The sequence below is a fragment of the Nonomuraea sp. NPDC026600 genome (assembly GCF_040638335.1).
GTDB lineage: Bacteria > Actinomycetota > Actinomycetes > Streptosporangiales > Streptosporangiaceae > Nonomuraea.
This window is the reverse complement of record NZ_JBEZYD010000046.1, coordinates 82,816-109,001: the sequence shown is the minus strand read 5'-3', so window position 1 is coordinate 109,001 and position 26,186 is coordinate 82,816. Positions and strand designations below refer to the sequence as shown.

Genomic DNA, 26,186 nt, shown 5'->3' with positions numbered 1-26,186 from the left:
TGCGCTCCAGACACGACCGCAACCTACCGGCCACAACCACTCCACGCAGCGCACTCACCCCGACCTGCAGAAGATCCCTAACTTAGCGGCATTGCGTCAAGGAGCGGCCCCAACGCCTCTAGCTTAATTTCATGATCTACCACAGAAGGGCCATCTAGATGAATGCGCAAATGCGGCCGCATAGCGTCGCTGAGCTGTCGAGTAACTTCTTCCATGCGATGGCGAAGTGACGTGACCATAAGCCGAACGCTCGGCGAGTCTTCAACGGCCCGAGAGAGCAAGCCTTGTAGATTCCGCAGTTCCTCTTCGAGGCTGTCGATTCGGCTAGTCACCGCACCTCCAGATAGCCCTTGCGGCCGCCAGGTCCATACGAGGACCACTTATCCTTCCAGTATAGCCTGGTATCTTGATACAGACTATGCCGAGTATCTCCTTTGGGAAATACGGTTACTATCTTGCTGTCTACGTGACTATATGATGCATCTCCACGCCCGTTATTGAGCTCATCAATAACGTCTCGTTTCCAGCGAGGAAGCTTGTCATAGGCGGGCCCATCGATAAACGTGATCGCATCAATATCGCCCGGATTTGGCTTACTGGTTACGAAGCTGCCATTAATCCATTGATAGAGGACTGGCCCCAGGCAGCAAAGCGCAGCTCGATGCGATCGCCATTCTTTGTAAATGGTTAGCCTGCTACTTGATTAGGGGAACGGGTCGACGAAGTGGCGGCGCACTGTATCAGGCCTGCAGATGTATACGCCTGCAGGCAGTATCCCCTCCTCGCTCAAAGCGGGAAGTTCGTCACCGTCATCGCCTTCATTACCACCTCTCCGAGCGTTCGCTAAACGATCTAAGAGTAGCGCACCGGCTCAACATTATGGTAGGGGCTGGCGTCGGACAGAAAGGCTAAAAGCTTCGTTTCGGCTCATACGAAGCCGACTGTAGGGCGTCGATGGAAGATGGGCTGCTCATACGGCCGCCATTGTGGTTAGTTTCGCCTCCTACCCGGTACGCAGATAGGCCGGGGAGCTGGTATTTGCCGACAGCGCCCCAGGCAGGCCTGGGCTGGCGTCAGCCGATCCGGACGACGCTCTTGCCGTGGGTCGCCCCACCGGCGAGGTCGGCGATGGCGGTCTCGACGTCGGCCAGCTCGTATTCGGCGGTGATATCGATGCCGACCGTGCCGTCCCCGACCAGTTCCAGTGCGCGACGTGCGCTGTCGGCGAGCCGCTCGGGATGGGTCTGGCTGAGCAGGTTGCTGTTGTAGGTCAGCATCGACGTGCCCTGCATCAGCAGATCGTTGGCCGAGACCGAGACCGGCTCGAAGGTGGCGATGTTGCCGTAGACCACGATCCGGCCGTGCGGTGCCAGGCGTTCCAGGTTGGCCAGCCGGGCCGGGCCGCCGATGGGGTCGAGAATCACATCGAAGTGCTCCCCGTCCAGAGCTTGGGGGAACTCCTCGCGGCTGAGCACCTGGTCATAACCGAACTGCCGCGCGTAGTCGACCTGCCCCGGATTGCCCACGACACCTACGACCCGCCCCGCGCCGACGGCCCGGGCGAACTGCCCCGCGAGCGTACCGACCCCGCCGGCTGCCGCGTGGATCAGCACGCTCTGGCCCGGTCGGACACCCGCGACAGTGTTGATCAGGTCGTAGGCGGTGGAGGTGACCCAGCCGAACGCGGCCGCGGTCCGCGAGTCCACGGTGGGCGCCGCGATCGCCAGCACCGAGGAGACGACGACGACTTCCGCGAAGCCGCCCGAACTGGTCAGCGCGATGACCCGCTCACCGACGCGTGCCGGGTCGACACCCTCACCGACCGCGATGACCTGCCCGGACGCCTCGAAGCCGGGCACGAAGGGGCGAGGAGTCGGGAAGTGACCGTCACGGACCAGTACATCCCCCCACTGAACCCCCGCATAAGCGACGCGGATCGCCACCTCCCCGTGCCCCGGGACGGGCTCGGCGATCTCGGTCACGCGGAACTGGTCATCGGTGGCGAGCACTGCAGCCTTCATAGTTCACAACCTTCTTGCTTGACTCAGTATCCTGATACTCGGAAGGTAGCGAGTCTCAGGTAACTGAGTCAAATGAGGAAGCTGTGACAGACGTGGTCGACGTGTCCGCCGAGGAATACCTATGCACCAGGATCCGCCGCGCCGAACAGGCTCTGACGGCCCACCACGAAGCCGTCCTGCGTACGTATGGGCTCACCATGACCCAGTACGCGGTGCTGCTCACCCTCTCCCGCGATGAAGGCATGTCCGGCGCCCAACTGGCTCGCGCCTGCGGCGTCACCCAGCAGAGCATGGCCACGGTCCTCACCGGCATGCAGGCCAAGGGACTCATCGACCGGCGGCCATCACCCGTACACGCCAAGGTCATGATCGCCAATCTCACCGACGCGGGTCGGAGCCTCCTCGGCAAGGCCTACCAAGAAGTCAACGTGCTCGAGAAGGCCTTCATCGACAAGTTCACCCCAGCTGAGCACCGGCAGTTCTGTGACCTCCTCGATCGAGCCACCGAAACTCTGGTCGAACAGACCCTCCGACCCGCGAAGCCGACATCCGCTCGCCCCCTATCGACCTGAGTGCGGAGCATGACTGCCCGGCCGCCACGGGAGGAAGTAGCGGGACCTGATTTCCCTGCGGGCGATTGGACGGACCGGATCGACATCGTGCGCGCACTGGACGCCGACGCGGGGTACGCCTGCGCGCTGATCCGTCCTGACGGTCACGTCGCCTGGGCCGCCACCGCGGAGAAGCTCGACGTAGGCGTCCTCAACGCCGCCCTGCGCCGCTGGTTCGGCGCGCCACGAGGTGAACGAGCGACGGACAGTATGAGCGAGCGCCCTGTCGAGCTATGAGCGACGCCCCTGATACTCGATCGTGTGCTCGTTGCGTGCACCCGCGAACGCCGGGGCCTCAAATCGAGACGCCCGTTGGGTGAGGCGGTCGAGCCGTAGTTCGGCGACACCGCGAAACGCCTGGCGCAGAATGCCGGCGAGGGGTCCTGCGTGCCGGAACTCGTGCGTCACCAGGGTGCCGCCGTCGTGTGGCTCCAGCAGCCACACGGCGGTTTCCCGGAATCCGGGGACGTGCCAGGCTGTATCGATGCGCTGGTCCGCGATGGCCGTGTATTCCCAGTTCCCGGTGAGGCCGCCGCGCACGGTGATGGGGTAGGCGACATCGGTGGTGGCGTGGGCGGGCCCATCGAGGGTGTGGAAAGCCGGGTTCCAGGCGGGCAGCGCCCGCGGGTCGAGCAGCACCCGGCGGACGTCGTACGGCGGCACGTTCAGGAGCCGGATCGCTTTCTGGACGGTCATGGAGGAGTCCCCTGTTCAGCGGCGATGCGGCGAGCCAGCGCCTTGCCGGCAGGCCGGCCGGTGACGAAGGTTCGGAGAAACGCGGTGACCGCGGTGAGGTCGTGGCCTTCGGCCGCGGCGTCGATGGACCGATAGAGGTCGTCTTCGATCTCGATGATCTGCTGGGCGAGACGCTGTCCCTCTTCGGTGAGGGACAGCTCGATGTGGCGGCGGTCGTGTGCCGACGGCTGACGGTCGACGAGGCCCACAGACGTGAGCCGATCGACCAGGCGACTGGGGCTGTTACCGCTCTCGCAGACCAGCAGGTCGCCGAGACCGTTGAGGGTGAGCGACCGGCGATCCCGCAGGATGCGGATCACTTCGGCCTGAGAGGGGGTGATGCCGAGCGGGCGCAGGGCTTGGGCGAGCAGCCGGTTGCCTTCGCGCTGGGCGGCCAGGATCAGGTATCGGAGTTCTTCAGCCGGTCGCACGCGAACGCACCTCCTGATTGCCGGAGAAGGACCCGCTCACGGCGGCCAGACGTGCGGCCGCTCCAGGATCGTGCGCCGGCAGAATCACCAGACCCGGGTTCTGCTCCCGCAGGGTGTTGATCGCCTTGGTGGTGTCGTTCAGTTGCCGCCTCTCCCCGACTCCCGGGACCAGGCCCTCTCGCAGCAGGCGAGCGTCGTACGTCAGGTCGCCGACCATGAGCAGCGGCGGATGTGCGGCACCGCGGACCAGCCGTGACAGCGACCCGGGAGTGTGGCCTGGGGTGGGTAGCAGGACGAGGCCACCGTCGCCGAACAGGTCGTGGCCGGTCGTGAAGGGCGCGATCCGAGGGTCGTCGATGGGGCCGGGATCGACATGGCGCCAGCGCAGCCCAGGAAGGTCGATGTGGGATCGCAGGAGCCCGCGTAGTTCGGGCAGGGGCTCTTGGAAGGACCGCCATTCCTCGCCGCTGACCACGATCTCGGCATGGGTGAGCTCGCGCAGCCCCCCGATGTGGTCCTGGTGCAGGTGGGAGAGCACGGCCGTGTGCACGTCGGCGATGTCGTAGCCGATGGCGGCCAGCCGGCCCCTGAGGGTGTCGGCGGGGCCGATGTCGAAGCGTGCCAGCCTGTCGTACATCACGCCGGTGATGCCGCCGGGAAAGTAGCCGGGGTCGGTAACCGACGCACGGTCCTGGCCGGTGTCGAACAGCACCAGCCCATCGTCGCGCTCGATCACATAGACGTTGATCGGCAGTGGCGTGGTCCACCTGCGCGAAGTGAACAGCCACCAGTACATCGGCTTGCGAGTGGGGCCCACGTGCTCGGGGTGGATCGACACACTCCCAGTGCTGATCACCGACACCTGCTTGATCGTGCTCGTCGCGTCTGTTGGTTCGTTTCTCATGAGAATTAGATTACACGACATGTATGTCGTGTCAATTAATTACGGCCCCGGCCCGCCCGTGTGGGGGGGCCGGGAGTGCTGGCTGTCAGGCGCAGGTGTAGCCGGACGGAAGCGCGGTGTTGCCGTTCGGGCGGATCGCCCGGAAGCCGACGCTGGTGGTGCCGGCCTCGGGTTCGAGTTTGCTCTTGCCGGCGTCGAGCTGATCTGTGCGCTCCGTCGATCTGTTCACTGGGTTGGCGGAGCAAACTCGGGCTGGTCCAGCAGACGCAGCCAGCTTCCGTCGGGCTGGCGCCGGACGACCTGTGCGCGAGCGCCAGCGCCATCCTTCGGCGGGGTCGAAGTGAGGGCGATGTCGCCGCTGATCAGCGTCGGTAGCGGTGGTTCCTGTTCGAAGTGGGGACGGTTGGCGAGTACCTTCTCCCACAGCGCCCGGATCGCCTCCCGGCCCACCGTCTGGCCGCCGGGCGGGTAGGCCAGCACCGCGTCCTCTTCATACAGTGCGGCGACCCCGGCCGCGTCACCGGCGTTGGAGCGTTCTACGAACAAGCGCGTGATGTCTTCCGGCCGCATGGCCTTCTCGTACTCCGGCATGGCTTCCTCCTGACGTTGGGCTTCCTCGCCATCTCAGCTTGGTCACTCACTAGCCAATAGTCCAACAGATGGATCTGCTGGAAGCTAGAATTTCCAGTTATGGAACTGAGGCAGCTGGAGTACTTCGTCGCGGTCGCCGAGGAGCAGAACTTCACCCGGGCGGCCGAGCGGGTACACATCAGCCAATCCGGCGTCAGCGCTCAGATCCGCCAGCTGGAACGGGAACTCGGTGCCGAACTGTTCGACCGGTCGGCGCGCACTGCGACTCTCACCGTCGCGGGAAAGGCCGCGCTCGAACACGCCCGCGCCACGCTCGCCGCCGCGGAAGCGGTCGGTCAAGCGGTGGGTGAGGTGGCCGGCCTGATCCGAGGCACGCTCACCGTCGGGATGGTCATCGGCTGCACCGTCACGCCGCTGTTCGACGCCCTGGCCACGTTCCACCTGGCGCATCCCGGTGTGGAGATCTCATTGCTGGAGGACAATTCCGAGCGGCTCGTCGACGCGGTGCGCGCCGGTACCCTCGACCTGGCTCTCGTTGGAACCGCGACCGCCACCCCAGCCGGGCTGCACGCGCTGACGATCATCAGCGAACGGCTCGTCGCGGCAGTCCCGGCCGGACACCCCCTGGCGAAACAGCGCCAGGTCACTCTGCGCGACCTGAGCGCCTACCCGATCGTGTGCATGCCACCGGGCACCGGCCTGCGCACAGTACTCGACCAGGCCTGCGCGGCACAGAATCTCCAACCTCTGGTCGCGCTACAGGCCAGCGCCGCGGACGCCATCGCCGACCTCACCACCCGAGGACTGGCCGTCGGCATCCTCAGCGACTCGATGGCCGCGCACTACCGCGACCGACTCACCGCCCGCATCATCGCCGACGTCGACACACCCGCCCTGCTCGTCCTGGTCTGGAAAAGTACGCGCAGCCCCGCAGTACGTGAGTTGCTCATGCACAGCCGACGAGCATTCACCATGTCCACTCCTCACGACGAACAAGCCCACTGAACTCCCTGTAGCGGCATGCCTGCCGCCCGAGGGCATTCGCCGCTCGTGTCACAGGTCAGACCATTCGTTACCTTCAGGCGCCGGCGCCCGTCATACAGGCGACGGCCGCGTATGCCCACGGTCGTTGATCGCCAGCCGCGCCCGCAAGAAGGTACGGGCGACCGAACGGCCGACCGTCGTCGGACGAGAACAACGACAAGTCATCCAAGCCTTCCGCGCGGCAGTCGCGGGCGGCGACTTCGAAGCACTGCTACGCGTGCTCGACCCGGACGTGAAGCTGACCGTCGACACCCCCAATGGGGTGGTCGTCACTCTCGGCGCCACCGCGGTCGCCGCCGGCGCGCGGATGGTCTCCAGCCAAGTCGCACGACATCAGGCGGTGCTCGTCAACGGCCTTCCCGGGTACGTCTCCTGGCGCGAGGACGGAACCCCACTCTCCATCATCTCGTTCACGGTCACCGACGACCGGATCACCGCCATCGCCATCGTGGCCGATCCGGCCAGGCTCGCATCGATGCGCCTGCCGGACCCCGCGTGAGTCACTGGGCGGCCCGCGTCAGTGGTACCTGCTTTCGTGCGCTCTGGGACGGCTCGCCCTCACGAGGTCATGCACATTGGATATGCCGAAGGCGCCATCGCCGCCGCTGACCGTCGGCCCGAATGGGGCAGCGGCGGAGTCTCTCAGGCTCTGATCAAAATGCGAGATCCCACACGTGGATCACACCGTCCTGGCCAGCGGTCAGGACGACCGGGCGGTCTTGGACTTCCGTCATGGTCACCGCAGTGATTCTGCCCTCGTGGCCGGTGAGGGATGCTCCAAGCTGGACGCCAGTGGTGAGGTCCCAAATTCGCGCGGTCCCGTGATCGTCGCCGGTCACCGCCAGCGTTTGACCCCCGGTCACCGTGGCGTCCATGGCCAGGATCTCGGTCTCGTGCGCGTTGATCGGGTCCCCGACCGGCCTGGCGTCGGCCAGACTCCAGCGCCAGAGATCACCGCTGTGGTTCGCCGCCGTCACAATGGTCTCCGACAGTGCGACGGCGCGGAACAGCCCTGCACCGACCATCGTGTGCAGCCGCTCGCCGCGTTCCAGGTCCGTCACCAGCAGCTCCGCGCCGCACACCGATGCCACGAGCACCCGCTCGCCGACCCGTGCGACCGCGATGTCCCCCATGTCGTCCGCGTGCCCGGGAAGCTCCCGGCACCGCTCATCGATCCACTCCGGGGACGACGGATCCCACTCGAAATGGTCGGGAGCGGAACTGCCCGCGATGAGGGCCAGGCGCCCACCCAGAACGGTCGTGTCCAGGGCATGGACGCCGCCGTGGCTCAAGATGACACCGCTGATCAGCTCGCCGCTCATCAGGTCCCACAGCGCCGGGCCCTGGTGGTGGCCGCCCGTGGCCAGCACCACCCGGCCGCCGACGACCTCCGCACCCACGAACATGAAGTCGGGGTAGAGGTGAGGGGCGATCGCGTCGCCTTCGTCTTCCTCTTCGTCTGCTCCCTCGTCGTCATACTCCCTGAGATCCTCCAGCGCGCGCGCCATCCACTCGCCCTCGAGCACGTCCCAGGTCCACACGTCGTTCCGGGAGTCCGCGCACACCACCAATGCGCGCCCGTCCACCTCGACCACCGCAAGATCATTGACGGGGCCTCGTCCAGACGGCAGTACGCCGCTTTGAAGCAGTCGTTCGGCAGACATGCGGAAGATCGTATTGCCCATCGGCCCCATGAGGACCGGAAGATCGATATTCAGGACAATCTATTGCCCCTTTTGAGCTTGCTCGGTCCGCCCGCCCGTGAGATCCCGAGGTTGGGGCGATCATGCCGATGAGGGTCGTCTTCCCGGCGCTGTTGGGACTGAGCAGGGCGTAGATCTGTCCCGGCTGCACCTGCAGGCTGACGTCGTCGACCGCGGTCACGTCGCGGTAGCGCTTGACGTCCCCGTTGACTTCGATCACCGGCATCGCTTGATCGTCTCCGATCGTGACGCTCCTTTATGGGGGGAAGCCTGGTCGGCGATTGTTGTCGCCGACCAACTGTCGCGCCGCGCTACGCGTTCACGTGTCCGCAAGCAGTGTTGCGATCGGCGGGGAGGGACGCGCGTATCTGGGCGGCGACGGCGGGATAATCGGCCACCGAGAGCATGTCGCCTCGTAAAACACCCACGCACGAATACGAGCTCTCGTCAAGAGGAAGAAAGCTCGGGCGACAGCATCGCATGCAGGCGCTCACGGGCTACACGGACCTCAGGAATTTGATGCCAAAGGTCGTTTAGGTCTACCCACTCGGCCACTTCGCGAACGCTCCTGGCACAGGGTGGATGCGGCCGATTCGTGAACCACGGCGCCGACTGGAAGGCAAGTGCCCCGCACCGTAGCCTGAAGTTGCGACGCTTCAGGAGGTGCAGGGCTGATGTACGACGAGGCTACCGTCGGGCCACGACTGCGGGCTCTCCGCAAGTGGCGACGTATGACCCTGATCGAAGTTGCCGACCAGGCCGGAATGAGCAAAACCCACCTATCCGACATCGAGCGCGGGCTGAAAGCCCTTGACCGGCGCTCCTATATCTCCGGGCTGGCCATGGCCTTGAGAGTGTCAGAGATCGACATCGTAGGTGGGCCGCACCTGTCCTCGGACCCCGTTCAAGCGGCCCCTCACGCCGCCGTCCCCGCCATGCGCATGGCCCTGCAGACCAACACGCTCGCCCAGCCCGCAACCGAGGAGGCCCGCCCCCTCTACGAGCTCGTCGAGGGGGTGCGGAAGCTGGAGACAGTGTTCACGCGCTGCGACTACATCGAGCTCGGCAGGCAGCTGCCCGGTGTCATCGATGAGCTCCATAAGCACGTTGCCATGCCCCGCGATGAGCAAGCACAGCGACTCGCTCTGGAAACCCTGGTCGAGGCATGCATGTTCGCCACCTTCAGGATGAAGGATCTAGGCTATGCCGACCTCGCCTATCAGGCGGCGGCCCGCGCCGAGGAAGCCGCCCGCCTCCACGGCGATCCCGTCGTCATCGGCAAGGCCGCATACTGCCGCATCCAAACGATGCCGCGAGAGGGCACCTGGGACCGCATCCGGCAGGCCGCCGAGAAGGCGGCGAACACCCTGAAGCCGGCCGCGACCGACTCCGTAGGCAGATCGGTCCTCGGCATGTTGACCCTGACAGCCAGCCTCGCTTCTGCGGTCGAGCACAAGCTCGACACCGCGCAGGCTTGGCTGGCCGAGGCCCATCAACTGGCGACGCTTCTGCCCGACGATCCCGCGCGCAACTGGTCGAGCTTCTCCGTCACCAACGTGGGCGTCTGGCGTGTCGGCATCGCGGTCGAATCCGGCGAGGTCGGCGGCAGCGTGCTACAGAAGGCCCAGGTCGTCGACCAGGACAAGCTCCAGAGCACGCGATGCCGCTATGCCTCCTTCCTCGCGGATGTTGGCCGGGGCCTCGCACGAAACCCCAAGTCGTCCCGCAAGGCGCTGTCCTGGTTGCTGCAGGCCGAGAGGGTGGCACCCCAGCGGATCCGCAACAACAACTCCGCCAAGGAAACCATCGGCGTGCTTCTCACCCAGGCTCACGCCGCCGCGGTCAGCAGAGAGCTGCGCGGGCTGGCCGCGCGGATGGGGATTTCTCACTGACGAAGTTCGTGTGATTCCGCTCCAGCGGAAATAGGCAGTGACGCGCTCATTACCGTTTGTAGCCATGGAGACCGACACGGCCATCAGCGCCACAGAGCAGCTCGTGCAGCTGCGCGCCGAGTTGGAACGTCGCGGTTGGGCACCGGAAGTGCGCGGAACCAAGCAGATGCCCTACCTGAATGTGGCCAACCCGGCCGACCCTGGCCTTAACGGCATGGTGACGGCGAGGCACGACCACTACCGGTGGACGTGGGGCCCGGAGCTCGGGCCGCTGGACGACGTGCCCGGGGCAGCCGACGCGATCCTCACCTTACTGCGCGAGGTCGGACCATGACTCGGCGCGGTGACTGCCCGGCGCCGCTGCGACCCCAGCACAAGGCAAGACATTGACAAGGCAGCGATGCGACGGCTGCGGGCAGGACGTGATCGTCACCCGCATGTCCGTGCACGATGGACCGGTGCGGATCGACCTCGACCCGACTCCGGTCGTGGGCGGCACGTACAAGTTCTGGTCGCCTGACCACCGGCTCGACCGCACTACCTTCGTGTCCGACTACCGGCCGGAGAAGGTGAACGCGCCGTTGAACGCCCCGCGCGAGGTGATTGACGGGTGGACCGCCGCGCAGGCCAGAGCGGCCGCCGACGCCCGCCCGTGGTACGTCGAGCACAAGTGCGGCAAGACCTCCGCTGAAATCGTCGAAGCGCTCCGGAAGCGGAAAGCCGTCTCCCGCCGTTCCGCGCCTGTCTCAGAGGGGGCACCATGAGCTACCTGAACGCGATCTCGGCGGCGTATGCCCGCCTCTTACTGCTGGCCCTGATGATCGGCCTCGGCGTGTGCGCGGACATTTTCATCGACGACCTGCGCTGGCTGTGGCGTCACGTCACCGGCCGATCCCACGAGTAGCCCTTGGACGCCGCCCCAAGGAAGGGTGCTTCCGCGCCGCCATCCACCTGGCGTCGCTGCGGACAGCTAGGGACCTCCTGGGGCGGTCACCGGAGATGCCGCCGCATGGGAAGGTCGGCGGTCACCTCCGAAGGGTCTCCGACGCGCAGGCGGAGGCCAGGCCAGGGCCTCGCGCGCGTCACGCGGGGCCCTGGCCCCCAGACTTCCCGCTGGTCACAGCGGGGGCGTGGCCCCGCCACAAGTCCCGGAGGGCGAACCAGGGGCGTGGCCACCTCAACAGCGGCGCGGCGGGGAGTGCCAATCGCCTGTCGGCGAAGGCCGGAAGCGACATCACTCCTTGCTCACCCCGAACCGTAACCGTACGGTCACGGCAAGCAGCTCATCGAGATGAAGGAGACCAGCATGGGCGGGAAGCACGGCGGCAAGCCGACCGACCGACCTTTCGACGGAGGTAAGGACAAGGGAAGCGGCAGCACCGACGACGCGCAGGGGAAGAGCAAGGGCGGCAGCCACGGCGCCGACGGCAAGGGCGACGGCAAGGGCGGCAAGTAGTGGACTTGAGCGCTTACACGGACCGGCTGGTCGCCGCGCTCGACCCAGCAGGGCGAGGTGAGATCAGTGAGTCCATCAAGGACGCCGTCCGCGCCGTGTCCCGTCACCAGTTCATCCCGGACGTGGGCCTGATCCGGTCTGACGATGGCGAGCCGTACCTGATCGACCGCGAAGCCGACCCCGACGCCTGGTACGAGGCGGTGTACTCCCGCCACGCCATCGTCACCCAACTCGACGACGGCAGAACGCCCCTGACCGCTCTGAAGGGCGACTACACGTCGTCGGCGTCCCAGCCGGGCACCGTCGCCGACCTGCTGCACCACCTCCAGGCCGAGCCCGGCATGCAGGTTCTGGAGGTGGGCACCGGCACCGGCTGGACGGCGGCGCTTCTATCCCACCTCGTCGGGGATCAGGGGGAGGTGACCTCCATTGAGGTGGACACAGCGGTCTCCGAGCAGGCGGCGAAGAACCTGGGCGAGGCCGGGTTCCAGCCGCGCCTGCTCGTCGGGGACGGCGCGCTCGGGTGCACCGACTTCGCCCCGTACGACCGGGTGCATGTCACCTGCGGCATCAGGCACGTCCCGTACGCCTGGGTCGAGCAGTCCCGGCCCGGCGGCGTGATCGTGCTGCCGTGGCGCCCTGGCTTCGGCGTCGGCCTCTGCCTGCGCCTGGAGGTCGGCACGGACGGCACCGCGCAGGGCCGTGTCGTCGATTTCGCGGAGTACATGTGGATGCGGGAACAGAGGCCGGCATCGGACGAGACGCTGCCCGGTGAGCGGCGGCAGTACTGGACGGCGCTCGACCCGCGAGCGTTCGACCAGATTGACGCGGGCGTAGACCTGGCCGTGTCCGCATTGACCGGGATCGTCACGACCACCAACAGCGGCACCGACGAGGGCGGCGAATGGTGGCGCATGTGGTTGTCGGACCCTGGCGTGCTGCGCTCATGGGCCGCGGTCACGTGCAGGCCGGGCTCGAGGATCGCCGTCCAGCAGTCCGGCGACCGGCCGTTGTGGGACGAGGTCCTGCAGGCGTACGCCCGATGGGTGTCCTGGGGCGAGCCGAGTTGGCGGGACTTCGGCGTCACCGTCACGGCGAAGGGTCAGCGGATCTGGCTGGAGACTCCGGAGCGGGTGCTGAGCCCCGTCGGGCCCTGAGCACTCATAAGGGGGTGCCACCGGAATACGGCGGACCCGAGCGAAGGGCCTAATTCCCGTGGGGGGTGTGGGTGTGGGGGTCTGACGGCTCGTATTGGGCTTCCAAGTGGGGGTCTGACAGACCCCCACAACCCCCACGCGGACCTGTTTGCGCTGGTCACGGCCCGTGGGATTCCATGGCCCTCACGGGCCGCATATGGGGCCACCATCACCTGCATCTCCTCGGCCGCCGGTTTCCTCGGCGTCTTCGGTTATGGCGCCTATAGCCCCACCAAGTTCGCCGTGGCCGGCCTGGGCGAGGTGCTGCGTCAGGAGCTGCGCCCGCACGGCATCACGGTCACCATCGTCTACCCGCCCGACGTCGACACCCCCATGCTGGCCAAGGAGTCGCCGCACAAGCCACCCGAGCTGCGCGCCCTCTCCGGCGGCGCGCGGGCCCTCACCCCCGAAAGCGTCGCCAGGGCCATCCTGGCCGGCACAGTCACCGGCCGCGCCCGGGTCATTCCCGGCGCTGGCACCCGAGCACTCCGCCTCGCGGCCGGAGCCGCCCCGGGGCTGCTAAGCCGCTACATGGACCACGTTATCCGCCGCGCCCACCGCCCGGCCGAGCGACAACCGTCCGCAGGATGACCACTCCTCCTCACCGGGAACATCGCCTTCTCATGAGGCGCTGTTTCGAGCCGGACCTGCTTCATCGGCAAAATTGAATGACTCTCATGCCGAGGCCCCGGGGTAAGGGGCGGTAGCCCGGGCCTGCTGCGCCTGGGGCGATATTCGCCCCGGCCGGCTGACGTCGTTGGCCGCAGTCACGTCGTGGTAGCGCTTTTCGACCCCGTCGACTCTCGACGACCGGCATCGCTCCACCGTCTCCGATCTTGACGTTTCCTTATGGGAGCGCTGGTCGGCGATTGTGGTCGCCGACCAACTGCCGCGCCCTGCTACGCGTTCACGTGCCCACGAGCGGTGTTGTGATCGGAGAGGAGGAACGCGCGTATCTGGGCGGCGATGTCCCGCGTGCCAGGGCGGTCGGCTGGACCGCCGCCCTGGGTCTCGTTGTCGTCGGCCTGCTTCTGCTGTGATCAGGGGCGTTGGCCGGGCTGGTTCACGATCTTGGCTTCGAGCTGGGCGGTCAGGCCCACCGTGCCCGCCTTGAAGGTCTCCTTGCCACCGTTGGCCCACTCGTAGGTACGGTCCTTCAGCCGCGTTGAGTTGGTGCCCAGGTAGCGGAAGGTCGCCGGGTCCAGGACCAGGTAGCTGCGTGCCTCGGCGCTGGTGAGGCTGAACGCCACGCCTCGCCGACCGTCGGCGACGGGCACGTCCTGGGTCACCGTGATGCCCTTGATCGTGGGCAGCGCGCGGAAGAGCGCGGCCCGTACATCGGGGGCGAGCCACTGCTCGGTCATGAGCTGGTTGATCTCCATGAACAGCGTCGCCGGCGGGACGTGGCCCTTCAGCTCATGCGGCCCCCGGCGGTCTTCGTCGAGGATGGCCGCCTCGATCCTGGTGATCACCCCGGCCGGGGTGACAGGGGGCTTGGCCAGCTCGGCCGGGTTCATGATCGCGCTGCCCTGGAACATCAGCTTGCCGCCCTGGTACCAGGCCGACCGCTTGCCGTCCACGCTGGTCCACCGTTCCAGGGTGTCGCGCTGGTCTCGGTCGACGTCCCCTTCGACGCCGGTCAGCTGTAGTTCCTTGGTGTAGAGCCACTGGGCGGGGTCCGGGGCGGGCGTGGGGTCGTTCTCGGCCGCACGGGCGGCGCGCTCGCCCAGCTCGGCCACGCTGGCCACCGGTGCCATGTCCGGCTGGTCCCTGAGCGCGACGACGGTCCCGCCGACGACCAGGGCCAGCGCCGCAGCCACCGCGACCCGCCAGCCGAGCCTTATCGCACGGGTCGCGGTTCGCTTCCGTACGGCCACCGGCTCATGGATCGCCGTCATCAGCCGTGCCCTGGCCGCGTCTGCGGCTTCGACGGTCATCGCCGGGGTGTTCCGGCGGAACTCCTTGATCGCGTTCATCACAGCTCCTCGTCCCCGAGCACGTTCCTGGCCTTCTTCCGCGCCCGGTGCAGCCGTGACCGTACGGTCCCCACCGGGATGTCCAACGCCCGCGCCACCTCTTCGTACGACATGTCCTCCCACGCCACCAGCAGCAGCACGTCCCGATCCCCACGTGGCAACGACGCCAGCGCCCCCGCCAGCTCACGTTCCCTGCCCTGCGCCGTCACCCGGCGCGTCACGGTGTCGGCCAGCGCCTCAGGCAGAGGGTCCACCCCGGTACGGCTCAGCGCTCGCAGCAGCCGCTCCTCCTGCCGCCGATGTCTGGCGATCAACGTGGTGGCGATCCCGTACAGCCAGGGCCTGGCCAGCGCGAACGACGTGTCATACGTCCCCCGCCTGCGGAAGGCCGCCAGGAACGTCTCGGCCACGACGTCGTCGGCGGCCTGCGTGCCGAGCCGCCGCGCCGCGTACAGATGGATCTGCTTGGCGTAGCGGTCGAACAGCGCGGCGAACTGCTCTGGGTCGTGCGCCGATCGCCGGATAAGTTCTCCGTCGTCGATCTCGACCGTCTCAGCACTCAACGCCTCTCCTTCGTGAGTAGGTATTTCACCGTGTTGTCTCCCGAAGGGCGTCACCGGGTTCCCTGGAGCCGTGACGCGGCGGAGAACCTGATGCCGCCGCGCTCGCCGTCGACCTTGCGGTGTGGTGTCAGCGGCCGTGTCAGGACGGCGACGGCCCGGTATCAGAGCGGTCGGTGATGGTTAAGCCATGAACGGTTCAGCGACTGCGGCCCCAAGGCTGAGTGAGGGCCACCCGCACCGACAGGACCACATTCCGTTCCATTGAATTTCGCACCAATTTGAAGGAGTACGCCACCATGTCCATCACCCTTATCGACCAGGACAAGCTCACCCTGCGGATCGCCGCGTGGGGCGCCGTCTCGCTGATGTCCGCCGCTGGTGCCGCCGGCTCGGCCCACAAGGTCGCCACTCACGGCTCCATCGCCTTGACCTCCGCGACCGGTCTGGTCGGGCACGTGCTCACCAAGGCGCCCAAGGGCGTGAAGTACGGCAAGTCCGTGGCCGAACTCGCCGACCAGGTGCTGCCGGCCCTGACGGCGGCCATGAGCCTGCTCAAGCAGCAGGATCCGGCGGAGGCCGACAACTTCCACAGCACCGTCACCGTCGCCATCGATGCAGCCGCCCGCAGCCACCAGGGCGAGCCCAGCCCCACCCTGACGGAGATGGCCCGCAAGATCACCGAGGCCCTCGACGCCGCTTGACGGCATGCCGATCTGCGCAGCTACAGCCGCTCGCCGGGGTCCTGTCCGGACCCCGGCCCATCCCCATCGACCCCGAATCGCTCAGCGAGCTCTTCGCCTGAGCGCGACACCAGAGACGAGAAACCATGAAAACCCAATCCCCACCAGCGACCAGGGCGCGCATCTTCGGCGTGCACCAGCGCCCGGTCATCCGCGGCAAGGTCTTCCGGCGCGCGGCGGTGTCGGCGCTGGCGGCCGCGCTGCTGGCCGGGGTGGCCGCACCCGGGGTGGCCGCCGCGAACAGCAGCACGGCCGTGCCGAAGGCTGCTGCCGGGCCGGATCGTCCGGAGTTGCAGGAGGCCATGCAGGCGTTCGTCGACGCCGGTTTCGCCGGGGTGCAGCTACGTGTGCACGATGAGCAGGGCGACTGGGTCGCCAGCGCCGGGGTGCGCAAGCTCGGCCAGAGCGCGAAGCCGCCGACGAACGGGCGGTTCTGGACGGGCAGCGTCATCAAGCCCTTCACCGCGACCCTGGTGTTGCAGCTGGTGGCCGAGGGCAAGATCGGGCTGGACACCCCGGTGGCCGGCTACCTGCCCGAGCTCGGGCTGGACCAGCGGATCACCGTGCGGATGCTGTTGCAGCACACCAGCGGGTTGTTCAACTACACCGGCGAGTACTACGACGACGGGACGTTCGTGCCGGGGATCCCCGCCACCGGCGACGAGTGGCTGGCCAACCGGTTCCACAGCTACCGGCCGGAGGAGCTGGTACGGCTGGCGTTGTCCAAGCCGGCGCGGTTCGAGCCGGGGACGGACCAGAACTACGCCAACACCAACTACACGCTGGCCCTGCTGCTGATCGAGAAGGTCACCGGCCACTCGTACGCCGAGGAGATGCAGCGGCGGATCCTGGGGCCGCTCCGCCTGTCGGGCACCGTGGTGCCGGGCAACCGGACGCAGCTCCCCGGGCCGTACGCCCACGGCTACTACCGCTACCAGGAGGCCGGCCAGTGGAAGGTGGTCGACATCTCCCGCCAGAACCTCTCCCTGCTGGCCGGCGCCGGGGACCTGATCTCGACCACCCAGGATCTCCAGACGTTCATCTCGGCGCTGAACGGCGGCAAGCTCCTGCCGGCCGACCTGCTGGCCGAGATGCGCAAGCCGTACGGGAAGCTCGGCTACGGCCTTGGGCTGTTCGTGCAGGACCTGGGCCCGAACTGCGGCACCGTCTACCAGCACAACGGCAGCCCTCCGCACGGCTACGGGGCGCTGATGTACAGCTCGCCCGACGGCAGCACGACCCTGACCGGCTCGGTGACCTGGGTGGACGAGGCCACCAGGGGCCCGGCAAAGGATTTCCAGAAGCTGCTGGACGGGCTCGTCAATGAGGTGTTCTGCGGCGGGCAGGCCGGGTCGGCTGACAAGGCCAAGCCGGCTCAGTAGACGGGTTCAGAGCCAGCCGGGTTTCACCAGGCCGGATTCATAGGCGATGACGACGAGTTGGGCGCGGTCTCGGGCGTGGAGTTTCATCATTGCCCGGCTTACGTGGGTTTTTGCCGTCGCGGGGGACATGAAGAGGTTCGCGGCGATCTCGTCGTTGGTCTTGCCGGTGCCCACCAGTGACAGCACCTCGCGTTCGCGGTCCGTCAGTTGGTCCAGGTGGTTGGTGGCGGAGGGTTCCTTGGCGCGGGTGGCGTACTCGGCGATCAGGCGGCGGGTGACGCTGGGGGACAGGAGGGCTTCGCCGGCCGCGACCACGCGGACCGCCTGGATGAGTTCGGCCGGTTCGGTGTCCTTGACGAGGAAGCCGCTGGCGCCGCCGCGCAGGGCCTCGAAGACGTACTCGTCCAGCTCGAAGGTGGTCAGGATGATGACGCGCGGGCCCGGTGGCATCTGGCGGGTGGCGGCCAGGCCGTCGGTGCCGGGCATGCGGATGTCCATGAGCACCACGTCCGGCGCGTGCTCGCGCGAGAGGCGCACCGCCTCGGCGCCGTCGGCGGCCTCCGCGACGACCGTCATGTCGGGCTGGGCGTCGAGCAGGGCCTTGAAGCCTGCCCGTACCAAGGCCTGGTCGTCGGCGAGCAGGAGCTTGATCACGAGGTCTCCTCGGGGAAAGGTAGTTTGGCCTCGACCTGGAAGCCGTTGCCGACCGGGCCGGCGGTCAGGGTGCCGCCGAGGGCTGAGGCGCGTTCGCGCATGCCGGGGATGCCGTTGCCGCTGCCTGCTTCGGCCAGTACGGCCGGTTTCGTCGCGCCGGTGTCCGCGATCAAAACGCCCAGTTCGCTCGTGCCGTACTCGAGCCGGACCGTCACCCGGGAGCCGGGCGCGTGGCGGGCGGCGTTCGTGAGGGCTTCCTGGATGATCCGGTACGCGGCGCGTTCGAGTTGCGGCGGTAGGGGCCGGGAGCCGACGTGTTTGAGTGTCACGTCCAGGCCGGAGCGGGTCACGAGCTCGTCGAGGCGGTCCAGGCCGGCTGTGGGGGAGCGGGGGGCGCCTTCGCGCAGGATGTTCAGGACGGAGCGCATCTCGCCGAGAACCTCCTTGGAGGCGGACTTGATGGTGGTCAGGGCGGTACGTGCCTGCTCGGGCTGGTCGTCCATGAGGTGCAGGGCGGTGGACGCCTGGACGTGGATCAGCGAGATGTTGTGCGCGAGTACGTCGTGCAGCTCCTGCGCCATCGTCAGCCGCTCCTCGCTGGCCTGCCGCCTGGACTCCTCCTCGACGACCCGCTGGTGCTCGGCGCGCCGCTCCTGCCGGATCCTGACCAGCTCGGCGATCACCATGAACAGCAGGATGAACGCGGTGATCGCCAGCGTGTGGAAGACCCAGAGGTCGCCATTGACCCCTAAGGAGGCATAAATCAGGAAAACAGTGAGGGTGACCCCCGAGAGGATCCACGCGATCAGCCGTCGCCCGCCCAGGACGAGCGACCCGAGCATGAACACCGGCGCCAGAAAAACCGGCCCATACGGGTAACCGCCCACTACATACGCATATGTCGCCAAAAGCGTGGCAACAGCCGAGGGAACGGGAAATTGCCGGCGGGTCAGTATCGCCACCGGCCCCACCAGCAGCAACACGTACGCCAGTGAGTCCAAAGGCTCCCTGAAATCCCGCTGCCCCCAGGCCGCCCCCTGCGACAGCACCACCTGGACCACCGCGACGATCAACGCGACATAGACGTCGTTCCCCGGCTTCTTGCGCACCCCCCAACGCTAGGCCACCTGCCTGACCCGCACATCATCCGCCAGCCGCAGGGGGCCCTACCGCGATGGGCGTACCTGGGCCATCGTGGACACATGCGCCGAGTGATCGTTCCCGCAGCAGCAGTCCTCCTCTCGCTGGTGTCCACCCCAGCGCTGGCCGCCACACCCACGCCGCCGCAGAAGGCCCCCGTAGCCGAGGGGTACGGCGGCGCGGCCGCCACGGTGGACTTCGACGCCAGCAAGGCCGCCATCGCCGTACTCAAGCAGGGCGGCAACGCCATCGACGCGGCCGTCGCCGCGGGTGCGGTGCTCGGCGTGACCGAGCCCTACTCCGCGGGCCTGGCCGGCGGCGGCTTCATGGTCTACTACGACGCCCACAGCCGGAAGGTGGTCACGCTGGACGGCCGCGAGACCGCCCCGCAGGCCATGACCGCCACCACCCTGGAAGGCATCCCGTTCGACGAGGGCGTCACCAGCGGCCTGTCGGCCGGCATCCCCGGCACGCTCGCGCAGTGGGACCTGGCCCTGCGCAGGTACGGCACGCTCTCGCTGAAGCAGGCGCTCCAGCCGGCCATCGAGGTGGCGTCCAAGGGCTTCGTCGTCGACCAGACCTTCTATGACCAGACCGCCGCGAACGCCGCCCGCTTCAAGGACATCACCTCCACCGCCAAGCTCTACCTCCCGGGCGGCGCGCCGCCGCCCGTCGGCTCCGTCTTCAAGAACCCCGAACTCGCCGCCACCTACCGCGAGCTGGGCAGACGCGGAATCGACTGGCTGTACGACGGGCAGCTCGGCCGGGAGGTCGTCGCCACGGTCAAGCAGCCGCCCGTCACCCCCGGCGCCACCCGCAACGTGCGGCCGGGCCTGATGGAGCTGTCCGACCTGCGCGCCTACCGCGTGCTCCAGCGCGAGCCCACGCGCGTGGACTACAACGGCATGCAGGTGTACGGCATGGCACCCCCGTCCTCCGGCGGTTCGACCGTGGGGGAGGCGCTCAACATCCTGGAGTCCCTGCCGGGCGTGGGCCTGCACGAGTATCTGGAGGCGTCCCGCCTGGCCTTCGCCGACCGCAACAAGTACGTCGGCGACATCCCGAACGTGCCGCTCAAGGAACTGCTGTCCGACGGCTTCGCCAAGGAGCGCGCCTGCCTGATCGGTGACAAGGCGATGGCCCACCCGGCCGCGCCCGGCGTTCCCGACGGCGGCTATGAGGCGTGCGCCACCCCGGCGGGCACGGCCACGGCGACCACCGACGAAGGCCCCGAGACGACCCACATGACCATCACCGACCGGTGGGGCAACGTGGTCGCCTACAACCTGACGATCGAGTCGACCGGCGGCAACGGCATCGTGGTCCCGGGGCGCGGAGTGCTGCTGAACAACGAGCTCACGGACTTCACCTTCGGCCCCGCCCCCGGTGACCCGAACCTGCCGGCCCCCGGCAAGCGCCCGCGCTCGTCGATGGCGCCCACGCTGGTGTTCGACCACGGCAGGCCGGTGCTGGCGGCCGGGTCGCCGGGCGGCTCGACGATCATCACGACCGTGCTGCAGATCCTGGTCAACCGCTACGAGTTCGGGATGAGCCTGCCCGAGGCGGTCGCCGCGCCGCGGGCCACGCAGCGCAACACCGAGCAGACGCTGGCCGAGCAGGCCTTCCTCGACAAGTACCGGACCGAACTCGAGGCGCGCGGGCACAAGCTCGCGCCGACCACGGAGATCGGCGCGGCCACCGCGCTGGAGTTCCTGGGCCGGGGCAAGGTGCAGGCGGTCGCCGAGCCGGTCAGGAGGGGTGGCGGCAGCGCTCTGGTGGTGCGGCCCGGCTAGTAGATCAGTTCGTACGCGCCGGGCTTCATCTTGCGGGTACGCGCCCAGTACTCGAAGGTGAAGCCCGGCCAGATCGTCCGGTTCACGCCGTGCTCGTCCAGATACCAGGACGTGCAGCCGCCCGCGTTCCACACCAGCGGGTCGAGCCGTTCCCGCAGCCGCCGGTTGAACTCCCGCTGCCGTCCCGGCTTGACGTCGATGGCCCTGGCCTGGGTCTTGGAGAGCAGCCGGAGGCAGTCGATGACGTACCGCACCTGTGACTCGATCATGAAGACGACCGAGTTGTGGCCGAGGCCGGTGTTCGGGCCGAGGAGGAAGAACAGGTTCGGGAACCCGGCGGTGGAGATGCCGAAGTAGGTCTCGATGCCGTCCTGCCAGGCGTCCTGGATCTTGAGCCCCTTGCGGCCGACGATCCGCTGCCGCTGGAGCGCCTCGGTGACCTTGAACCCGGTGCCGTAGATGATCACGTCGACCTCGTGCTCCACCCCGGCGGCGTCGACGATCGAGTGCTCCCTGATCTCGGTGATGTCGTCGGTGACCAGCGCGACGTTCGGCCGGGTCAGCGCCGGATAGTAGTCGCTGGACAGCAGGGTGCGCTTGCAGCCGATCGTGTAGCCGGGGGTCAGCCTCTCGCGCAGCTCCGGGTCGGGGATCTGGCTCTCCAGGTGCTTGAGCGCCACCTTCTCGTGCGCCTTCATCAGCTTCGGGTCGACGGTGAAGCCCAGCGCCCTGGTCTCCAGCAGCCAGTAGAGGGCGGTGCGTACCGTCCTGGCGGCGCCCGGCAGCTTCATGAGCCGCCGTGTCCGGGGTGAGAAGGCGACGTCCGGCTTGGGGTGGATCCAGGGCGGGGTGCGCTGGAACACGGTGAGCCGCGCCACGCGGTCCGCGATCCGCGGCACGAACTGGATGGCCGAGGCTCCGGTGCCGATGACCGCGACGCGCTTGCCGGTCAGGTCGACCGAGTGGTCCCACTCGGCGGAGTGGAAGGCTGGCCCGGCAAAAGCCTCACGTCCCGAAATTTCGGGGAACGACGGGATGTGCAGGGCGCCGATGCCCGACACGACGGCATTCGTGCGCAGGGTCTCGCCGTCGTCCGTGGTCACCGTCCACCGGCGGTCGATGTCGTCGTACTCGAGCGAGACGACCTGCGTGCCGTACCGGATGTGCGGGGTGATGCCGTACTTCTCACCGCACGCCCGCATGTAGTCCCAGATCTCCTCCTGCGGGGAGAACAGCCGCGACCAGCCGGGATTGAGGTCGAACGAGTAGGAGTACAGGGGCGACGGCACGTCACACGCGCAGCCGGGATAGGTGTTGTCGCGCCAGGTGCCGCCCAGGTCGGCGGCCTTCTCCAGGATCACGAAGTCGTGGTGTCCGGCGGCCTTGAGCTTGATCGCCATGCCGATCCCGGCGAACCCGGCGCCGATGATCACTATCCCTGGCTCGTCCACTGCTCCTCCGCATTATTAGACGCAATGTCCAATGTAGTGAGAGATTTGGAGGTACGTCCAGAGTGACTCGTATTACACCGACTGGTCGGTATGTTATCCGGCCCCAAGGCGCACGAAAAGCGCCGAGAGCGAGTTGCCGTCGGCGCTCTGGAGTGCGCGGGTCAGCGCAGGATCAGGAAGGCGGCCACGCCGATGATCACGACGACGGCGATCACCGCGATGATCGGGAGAAGGGGCGACTTCTTGCTGGGCGCCGCCTCCTGCTCGGACCGCTGCGCGAACGCGCGGAACTGCTGAGTATTGCCGGCAGGGTCGATATGCTGGTCAGACATGCCCAGCAGCTTAGCGTGATCGTCTGGTGTGTTTGCGGCTTTTGGTGTGATCTGTGGACGTGGGCTGATTAGGGGACCGGCCTGGTGGGCGGATAGCTTTGAAGCATGCTCCGGACCCTGTTCTCACCACGCGTGGTGGGGTTGCACCTGCTGACGATCGGGGTCCTCATCGCCTTCATCCTGCTCGGGCGCTGGCAGCTCGGCGTGTTCCAGGATTCGGGCAAGCCGCACGCGGTCACCGATCCCGCTCCGGTCGGCGTCGCCACGCTGTCACAGGTGGGCGCGCAGTTGACGGGGACCGTCGTGGGCCGCAAGGTCTCGGCGGCGGGCGTCTACGACGCGTCGCGCCAGTTGCTCGTCGCCGACCGCCTGCCGGACGTCGACGCGCCGGGTGGCAACGTCTCGCGCGGCGAGGGCTACTGGGTGCTCACGCCGCTCCGTCTCGACGACGGCACGCTGATGCCCGTCGTACGCGGCTGGGCGGCCAAAGCCGGTGACCCGGCGGTGGCCGTGCCCGGCGGCAAGGTCGCGGTGACCGGACGGCTGCGCCCGCAGCAGAGCACCGACAGCGTGCAGCGCCGCACCGAGCAGTTGCCCGCGGGGCAGGTGCAGACGGTGTCCACGGGTGAGCTGATCAACCTGTGGAGCGGGCAGAAGGTCCGCAACGGGTATGTCGTCGCCCAGCCGCCCTCGGGCTCGCTGGTCCAGGTGAAGGTCCAGCCACCGGTCGTCGGTGGCGAGCTGACCTGGCGTAACCTCGCTTATGCCGCCAACTGGTGGATCTTCGCTGGGTTCGCCGTGTTCATGTGGTTCCACTTCGTACGCGATGCCGTACGAGCGGATCGTGATCGGGACCGTGGCAAGTCCCCCGAAATGATTCTGGAAGGTTAACGGTGGAATCGGCTCTGAAGCCCTTCCGGGTGCTCGCCTACATCGTCGGCGTGATGCTGCTCGTGCTCTGCGTGGCCATGGTGCTCCGCTATGGCTTCGGCATCGTGGGCATATCGAAGATCGTGGCGCCCATCCACGGGTTCCTCTACATGATCTACCTGGTCACGGTCATGAACCTGGGCATGAAGGCGCGCTGGAACTGGCCGTACATGCTGGGCATCATGGTCGGCGGCACGGTGCCGTTCCTGTCGTTCTACATCGAACGCCGGGTGACGAGCCGGGTGCACACGGCCCTGGCCGCGGCGGCGGCCTGAGGCCCCGCCGCGTACCCGGCCCAACCAGGTTCGGTTCTGCTCAGTTGCCGATACCGCGTCTGCGGGCTCGCTTGAGCCGCTCGCGCTGCGACGGGTCGAGCATCAGGTAACCGACTACCGGGGCGGCGACCACGCCGAGGACGACCAGCATGGTGATAAAGCCGGGCCCGAAGAAGATCAGCGAGAGCAGGACCGCGGCGCCTGCGCCTATGGCGTACTTCTGGACTGGTGACATCCTCAACTTCCTCCGAACGCGGAGCGCGTGCCCCGCCTCTCCCATTGTGCGTCGTGTGTCCAACGCATGGGCCATCCTGGTGGTTCCAATCGCGATGTATCTCAAAACAGGTCGGCGACGGCTTGCAGGTCCTTGCGGAGCGCGTCCGGCCCCGGCCGGTGCGCGGGGAACCCCGACAGCAGCCGGAACAGCACCGGCGCAAGCGCGCCCGCCCTGGACAGCGGGGCGCCGGGCACAGGCGGATGCCCCTCGACGGCCGCGAACAGCGTGGCGCCCAGCGACCACAGATCAGCCGCCGGTCCGGGCACCCGCTCGGGTGCCGTGTAGGCCGCGATCGTCGCCGGCATCACGGGGGTGAGCGACATCGGCGCGGGCAGAGGTGTCGTGGCCAGTGTGGCCCGGCCGTCCGCGTCGATCAGGACGTTGCCCGGCTGTACGCCGCCGTGATGGGCTCCCCGGGAGTGCAGTTCGGCGAGCTGGTCGAGGACGGCCAGCCCGATCTCGGCCACCCGGGCCGGAGGCAGCGGCGTGCCCGTGGCCAGGACGTGGCCGAGCGTCTGCGTCACGGCCAGCCGGTCGAGCGTCTCGGCCACCATCTCGACCGGCGGCGGTCCGGCGGGATCCAGCATGGCCCGGACCAGCCACCGGAACGCGTCGGTGCTCTCCGCGGGCGCCCGCCCCGGCGGCCGGCCCTCGACGGCGAAGTGCAGTGTCGCGGCCATCGACCACATGTCGGCGGACGGCCGCATGCCGAGCCCCGGCAGCCCGAACCCGGTGAGCACGGCCCGGCCCGTCGAGGTGAGCAGCACGTTGCCCGGATTGACCCGTCCGTGGATGATCCCTGTGTCGTGCGCGGTCCGCAACGCCGACAGCAGGCACACGCCCACTCTGGCGGCCTGCTGCACAGGCAAGGGGTGCCGCGTGTCCACGGTCTTCTCCAGCGAGGTGCCGGAGACGAACTCCATGATCAGCCACGGCTCGCCGTCCTCCTCCACCACGTCGAGAACCGGCACGACGGAGGCATGCCGAAGCCCCGCGGCCCGCTGCGCGTCCTGCAGCGCGGCCCCGCGTAACTCGGCGGGCACGCGTAGCTCTCTGACCGCGACGTCACGATGTTCTACCTCGTCGAACGCCAGACGTACCGAACCCGAGCCCAAGGGGTTCAGCAGCCGGTAGCGACCGGCGAGCTTCCTGGTCTCTCCCATCCCGAGGTGCACGATAGCGCTACGGATCAGACCAAAGCCATGGCTATGCCTCGGTTCCCGCAAGCCACTTCTCGTGAGCGTCAGAAACCTTCCCGAACAGGGCGTCTTTCTCCTCTTCGCGCACGTCATCCAACTGCAATCCGAACACGTCGGACAACGCGGAGTAGTAGTCGCGAGCCGTGTGCAGGGTGACGGAATGAGCGCCGTTGCCCAGGCGCGACAGCGCGAGCCCGCGGACGAGGTCGACACCGGAGGCATCCCGCCGGGCGACCGTCGCGACCCGCACGAAACCCGACTCCGGCGACGTCGACAGGTGCTGATGCATCGCGGTAAAGGCCGACATGTCGGTCGGGGCGGGGTCGAAGTCCATGCCCAGGAACGAGCCGCTCGGGTCATGGTCGAGCCGCCAGCCTCCCGGCGCGACCTCCGAATGCCGCAGCCCGTACGAGAAAGGGCCCTGCCGGTAGACGCCCGCGACCAGCGGGAGCGGCTCGTGCAGCGCGTCGCCCAGCCCCAGGTCGGCCAGCCACTCGCCGCCCGGATTGTCCGCCGACGGCAGCCCGCGCACGGTGAGCACCAGGTGGTTGGCGGTGATGCCGGGCGCGCCGCCGTTGCGGCCCTGCACACCGCCCACGTGCCTGGTCACGGCGTAGCCGAGCTCCTTGAGCAGCAGGGAGAACGCGCCGTTCAGGTGGTAGCAGTAGCCGCCGCGGCCACGGATGATCCGCTCGGCCGACTCGGCGGGATCGACCGTGGTGGGGCGGCCGAGCCAGATCTCCAGCGCCTCGTAAGGGACCCGCTCGATGTGCGCGACGTGCAGCCGGCGCAGGTTCTCGGCCGTGGGCGGGGCGTCCAGCAGGTCGGGAAGCCCGAGGCGGCGTAGGTATCCGGCGGTGTTCACCGGCCAAGTCTGCACCGGATGTGCA

At 67.9% G+C, this 26,186-nt stretch carries 33 protein-coding genes; 16 read left to right on the top strand and 17 right to left on the bottom strand.

The annotated features are described in order from the left end of the window. Window positions 1–1,073 precede the first annotated feature (1,073 nt). Window positions 1,074–2,021, bottom strand: coding sequence for a zinc-binding alcohol dehydrogenase family protein (locus AB0F17_RS57090; RefSeq protein ID WP_358042794.1), 948 nt, complete (start codon window positions 2,019–2,021; stop codon window positions 1,074–1,076). Window positions 2,022–2,104: 83 nt separating this feature from the next. Here AB0F17_RS57090 and AB0F17_RS57085 point away from each other — a divergent pair, with 83 nt between their 5' ends. Both AB0F17_RS57085 and AB0F17_RS57080 read left to right on the top strand, forming a co-directional pair. Then, window positions 2,105–2,593 (top strand): MarR family transcriptional regulator, encoded by a 489-nt coding sequence (locus AB0F17_RS57085; RefSeq protein ID WP_358042791.1) that lies wholly within the window; start codon window positions 2,105–2,107, stop codon window positions 2,591–2,593. A gap of 9 nt (window positions 2,594–2,602) precedes the next feature. After that, complete coding sequence (locus AB0F17_RS57080) at window positions 2,603–2,869, top strand: hypothetical protein (RefSeq protein WP_358042788.1); 267 nt, start codon at window positions 2,603–2,605, stop codon at window positions 2,867–2,869. On the opposite strand, the gene AB0F17_RS57075 is transcribed toward AB0F17_RS57080, so the two are convergent. The 5 genes from AB0F17_RS57075 to AB0F17_RS57055 form a co-directional block, all read right to left on the bottom strand. Next, on the bottom strand, window positions 2,864–3,328 hold the full coding sequence (locus AB0F17_RS57075; RefSeq protein ID WP_358042785.1) for an SRPBCC family protein: 465 nt from the start codon (window positions 3,326–3,328) through the stop codon (window positions 2,864–2,866). The two genes, AB0F17_RS57080 and AB0F17_RS57075, sit on opposite strands and share 6 nt — an antisense overlap. Next, entirely contained in the window at window positions 3,325–3,798 is a 474-nt protein-coding gene (locus AB0F17_RS57070; protein ID WP_358042782.1) for a winged helix DNA-binding protein, read from the bottom strand. Before AB0F17_RS57070 ends, AB0F17_RS57075 begins: the two co-directional genes overlap by 4 nt. Continuing rightward, window positions 3,785–4,702 carry an N-acyl homoserine lactonase family protein gene (locus AB0F17_RS57065; RefSeq protein WP_358042779.1) on the bottom strand — a complete coding sequence of 306 codons (918 nt, stop codon included), beginning with the start codon at window positions 4,700–4,702 and terminating at the stop codon, window positions 3,785–3,787. Before AB0F17_RS57065 ends, AB0F17_RS57070 begins: the two co-directional genes overlap by 14 nt. An 85-nt stretch (window positions 4,703–4,787) precedes the next feature. Continuing rightward, window positions 4,788–4,931: a hypothetical protein gene (locus AB0F17_RS57060; protein ID WP_358042776.1), complete on the bottom strand. Its 144-nt coding sequence runs from the start codon at window positions 4,929–4,931 to the stop codon at window positions 4,788–4,790. Beyond that, window positions 4,928–5,293: a nuclear transport factor 2 family protein gene (locus AB0F17_RS57055; protein WP_358042773.1), complete on the bottom strand. Its 366-nt coding sequence runs from the start codon at window positions 5,291–5,293 to the stop codon at window positions 4,928–4,930. Before AB0F17_RS57055 ends, AB0F17_RS57060 begins: the two co-directional genes overlap by 4 nt. Before the next feature lie 99 nt (window positions 5,294–5,392). On the opposite strand from AB0F17_RS57055, the gene AB0F17_RS57050 reads away from it, so the two are divergent. Together AB0F17_RS57050 and AB0F17_RS57045 are read left to right on the top strand one after the other, a co-directional pair. Continuing rightward, on the top strand, window positions 5,393–6,298 hold the full coding sequence (locus tag AB0F17_RS57050; protein ID WP_358042770.1) for a LysR substrate-binding domain-containing protein: 906 nt from the start codon (window positions 5,393–5,395) through the stop codon (window positions 6,296–6,298). A 124-nt stretch (window positions 6,299–6,422) separates the two neighbouring features. Further along, window positions 6,423–6,836 carry a hypothetical protein gene (locus AB0F17_RS57045; RefSeq protein WP_358042767.1) on the top strand — a complete coding sequence of 138 codons (414 nt, stop codon included), beginning with the start codon at window positions 6,423–6,425 and terminating at the stop codon, window positions 6,834–6,836. A 154-nt stretch (window positions 6,837–6,990) separates the two neighbouring features. On the opposite strand, the gene AB0F17_RS57040 is transcribed toward AB0F17_RS57045, so the two are convergent. Both AB0F17_RS57040 and AB0F17_RS57035 read right to left on the bottom strand, forming a co-directional pair. After that, window positions 6,991–8,001 (bottom strand): hypothetical protein, encoded by a 1,011-nt coding sequence (locus tag AB0F17_RS57040; RefSeq protein WP_358042765.1) that lies wholly within the window; start codon window positions 7,999–8,001, stop codon window positions 6,991–6,993. Beyond that, window positions 7,940–8,266: an ATP-binding cassette domain-containing protein gene (locus AB0F17_RS57035; RefSeq protein WP_358042762.1), complete on the bottom strand. Its 327-nt coding sequence runs from the start codon at window positions 8,264–8,266 to the stop codon at window positions 7,940–7,942. Before AB0F17_RS57035 ends, AB0F17_RS57040 begins: the two co-directional genes overlap by 62 nt. A gap of 448 nt (window positions 8,267–8,714) precedes the next feature. On the opposite strand from AB0F17_RS57035, the gene AB0F17_RS57030 reads away from it, so the two are divergent. The 7 genes from AB0F17_RS57030 to AB0F17_RS57000 all read left to right on the top strand — a co-directional run bounded on the left by AB0F17_RS57030 (window position 8,715) and on the right by AB0F17_RS57000 (window position 13,175). After that, window positions 8,715–9,932, top strand: coding sequence for a helix-turn-helix transcriptional regulator (locus AB0F17_RS57030; RefSeq protein ID WP_358042759.1), 1,218 nt, complete (start codon window positions 8,715–8,717; stop codon window positions 9,930–9,932). A gap of 64 nt (window positions 9,933–9,996) precedes the next feature. After that, window positions 9,997–10,266 carry a hypothetical protein gene (locus AB0F17_RS57025; RefSeq protein WP_358042756.1) on the top strand — a complete coding sequence of 90 codons (270 nt, stop codon included), beginning with the start codon at window positions 9,997–9,999 and terminating at the stop codon, window positions 10,264–10,266. A gap of 103 nt (window positions 10,267–10,369) precedes the next feature. Continuing rightward, a complete protein-coding gene (locus AB0F17_RS57020) occupies window positions 10,370–10,696 on the top strand; it encodes a hypothetical protein (RefSeq protein WP_358042753.1) in 327 nt (108 codons plus the stop codon). Next, window positions 10,693–10,836: a hypothetical protein gene (locus AB0F17_RS57015; RefSeq protein ID WP_358042750.1), complete on the top strand. Its 144-nt coding sequence runs from the start codon at window positions 10,693–10,695 to the stop codon at window positions 10,834–10,836. The genes AB0F17_RS57020 and AB0F17_RS57015 overlap by 4 nt, the downstream gene beginning before the upstream one ends. Before the next feature lie 402 nt (window positions 10,837–11,238). Further along, on the top strand, window positions 11,239–11,388 hold the full coding sequence (locus tag AB0F17_RS57010; RefSeq protein WP_358042747.1) for a hypothetical protein: 150 nt from the start codon (window positions 11,239–11,241) through the stop codon (window positions 11,386–11,388). 5 nt (window positions 11,389–11,393) lie between these two features. After that, window positions 11,394–12,545 carry a methyltransferase domain-containing protein gene (locus AB0F17_RS57005; RefSeq protein WP_358042744.1) on the top strand — a complete coding sequence of 384 codons (1,152 nt, stop codon included), beginning with the start codon at window positions 11,394–11,396 and terminating at the stop codon, window positions 12,543–12,545. 6 nt (window positions 12,546–12,551) lie between these two features. Beyond that, window positions 12,552–13,175, top strand: coding sequence for an SDR family NAD(P)-dependent oxidoreductase (locus AB0F17_RS57000; protein WP_358042812.1), 624 nt, complete (start codon window positions 12,552–12,554; stop codon window positions 13,173–13,175). Window positions 13,176–13,624: 449 nt separating this feature from the next. Here the strand turns inward: AB0F17_RS57000 and AB0F17_RS56995 are convergent, their stop codons facing one another. Both AB0F17_RS56995 and AB0F17_RS56990 read right to left on the bottom strand, forming a co-directional pair. Further along, entirely contained in the window at window positions 13,625–14,560 is a 936-nt protein-coding gene (locus tag AB0F17_RS56995) for a CU044_5270 family protein (RefSeq protein WP_358042741.1), read from the bottom strand. Then, a complete protein-coding gene (locus tag AB0F17_RS56990; RefSeq protein WP_358042738.1) occupies window positions 14,560–15,123 on the bottom strand; it encodes an RNA polymerase sigma factor in 564 nt (187 codons plus the stop codon). The genes AB0F17_RS56995 and AB0F17_RS56990 overlap by 1 nt, the downstream gene beginning before the upstream one ends. A 296-nt stretch (window positions 15,124–15,419) precedes the next feature. Here AB0F17_RS56990 and AB0F17_RS56985 point away from each other — a divergent pair, with 296 nt between their 5' ends. Next, entirely contained in the window at window positions 15,420–15,824 is a 405-nt protein-coding gene (locus tag AB0F17_RS56985) for a hypothetical protein (protein ID WP_358042735.1), read from the top strand. 125 nt (window positions 15,825–15,949) lie between these two features. Then, window positions 15,950–17,245: a serine hydrolase domain-containing protein gene (locus AB0F17_RS56980; protein WP_358042731.1), complete on the top strand. Its 1,296-nt coding sequence runs from the start codon at window positions 15,950–15,952 to the stop codon at window positions 17,243–17,245. A 6-nt stretch (window positions 17,246–17,251) separates the two neighbouring features. Here the strand turns inward: AB0F17_RS56980 and AB0F17_RS56975 are convergent, their stop codons facing one another. Continuing rightward, window positions 17,252–17,899 (bottom strand): response regulator transcription factor, encoded by a 648-nt coding sequence (locus AB0F17_RS56975; RefSeq protein ID WP_214633688.1) that lies wholly within the window; start codon window positions 17,897–17,899, stop codon window positions 17,252–17,254. Further along, complete coding sequence (locus AB0F17_RS56970) at window positions 17,896–19,008, bottom strand: sensor histidine kinase (protein ID WP_358042728.1); 1,113 nt, start codon at window positions 19,006–19,008, stop codon at window positions 17,896–17,898. Before AB0F17_RS56970 ends, AB0F17_RS56975 begins: the two co-directional genes overlap by 4 nt. Window positions 19,009–19,101: 93 nt before the next feature. Between AB0F17_RS56970 and ggt the strand changes: the two genes are divergently transcribed. After that, the gene (ggt, locus tag AB0F17_RS56965; RefSeq protein WP_358042725.1) at window positions 19,102–20,832 is read left to right on the top strand and encodes a gamma-glutamyltransferase; all 1,731 of its coding nucleotides are present in this window, start codon (window positions 19,102–19,104) and stop codon (window positions 20,830–20,832) included. Here the strand turns inward: ggt and AB0F17_RS56960 are convergent. Further along, window positions 20,829–22,283, bottom strand: coding sequence for an NAD(P)/FAD-dependent oxidoreductase (locus AB0F17_RS56960; RefSeq protein ID WP_358042723.1), 1,455 nt, complete (start codon window positions 22,281–22,283; stop codon window positions 20,829–20,831). The genes ggt and AB0F17_RS56960 overlap by 4 nt on opposite strands. A gap of 161 nt (window positions 22,284–22,444) precedes the next feature. Next, complete coding sequence (locus AB0F17_RS56955) at window positions 22,445–22,615, bottom strand: hypothetical protein (RefSeq protein WP_214633692.1); 171 nt, start codon at window positions 22,613–22,615, stop codon at window positions 22,445–22,447. A gap of 105 nt (window positions 22,616–22,720) precedes the next feature. On the opposite strand from AB0F17_RS56955, the gene AB0F17_RS56950 reads away from it, so the two are divergent. Together AB0F17_RS56950 and AB0F17_RS56945 are read left to right on the top strand one after the other, a co-directional pair. After that, window positions 22,721–23,506 (top strand): SURF1 family protein, encoded by a 786-nt coding sequence (locus AB0F17_RS56950; protein ID WP_358042720.1) that lies wholly within the window; start codon window positions 22,721–22,723, stop codon window positions 23,504–23,506. 2 nt (window positions 23,507–23,508) lie between these two features. Next, window positions 23,509–23,820, top strand: coding sequence for a DUF3817 domain-containing protein (locus AB0F17_RS56945; RefSeq protein WP_358042717.1), 312 nt, complete (start codon window positions 23,509–23,511; stop codon window positions 23,818–23,820). 40 nt (window positions 23,821–23,860) lie between these two features. Here AB0F17_RS56945 and AB0F17_RS56940 read toward each other — a convergent pair whose 3' ends face one another. From AB0F17_RS56940 to AB0F17_RS56930, 3 genes are all read right to left on the bottom strand, one after another. Further along, window positions 23,861–24,055: a hypothetical protein gene (locus tag AB0F17_RS56940; protein ID WP_214633695.1), complete on the bottom strand. Its 195-nt coding sequence runs from the start codon at window positions 24,053–24,055 to the stop codon at window positions 23,861–23,863. A 101-nt stretch (window positions 24,056–24,156) separates the two neighbouring features. Beyond that, complete coding sequence (locus AB0F17_RS56935; RefSeq protein ID WP_358042713.1) at window positions 24,157–25,260, bottom strand: protein kinase; 1,104 nt, start codon at window positions 25,258–25,260, stop codon at window positions 24,157–24,159. A 43-nt stretch (window positions 25,261–25,303) separates the two neighbouring features. Continuing rightward, window positions 25,304–26,161, bottom strand: a complete 858-nt coding sequence (locus tag AB0F17_RS56930; protein ID WP_358042710.1) for an arylamine N-acetyltransferase — start codon at window positions 26,159–26,161, stop codon at window positions 25,304–25,306. Window positions 26,162–26,186 lie beyond the last annotated feature (25 nt).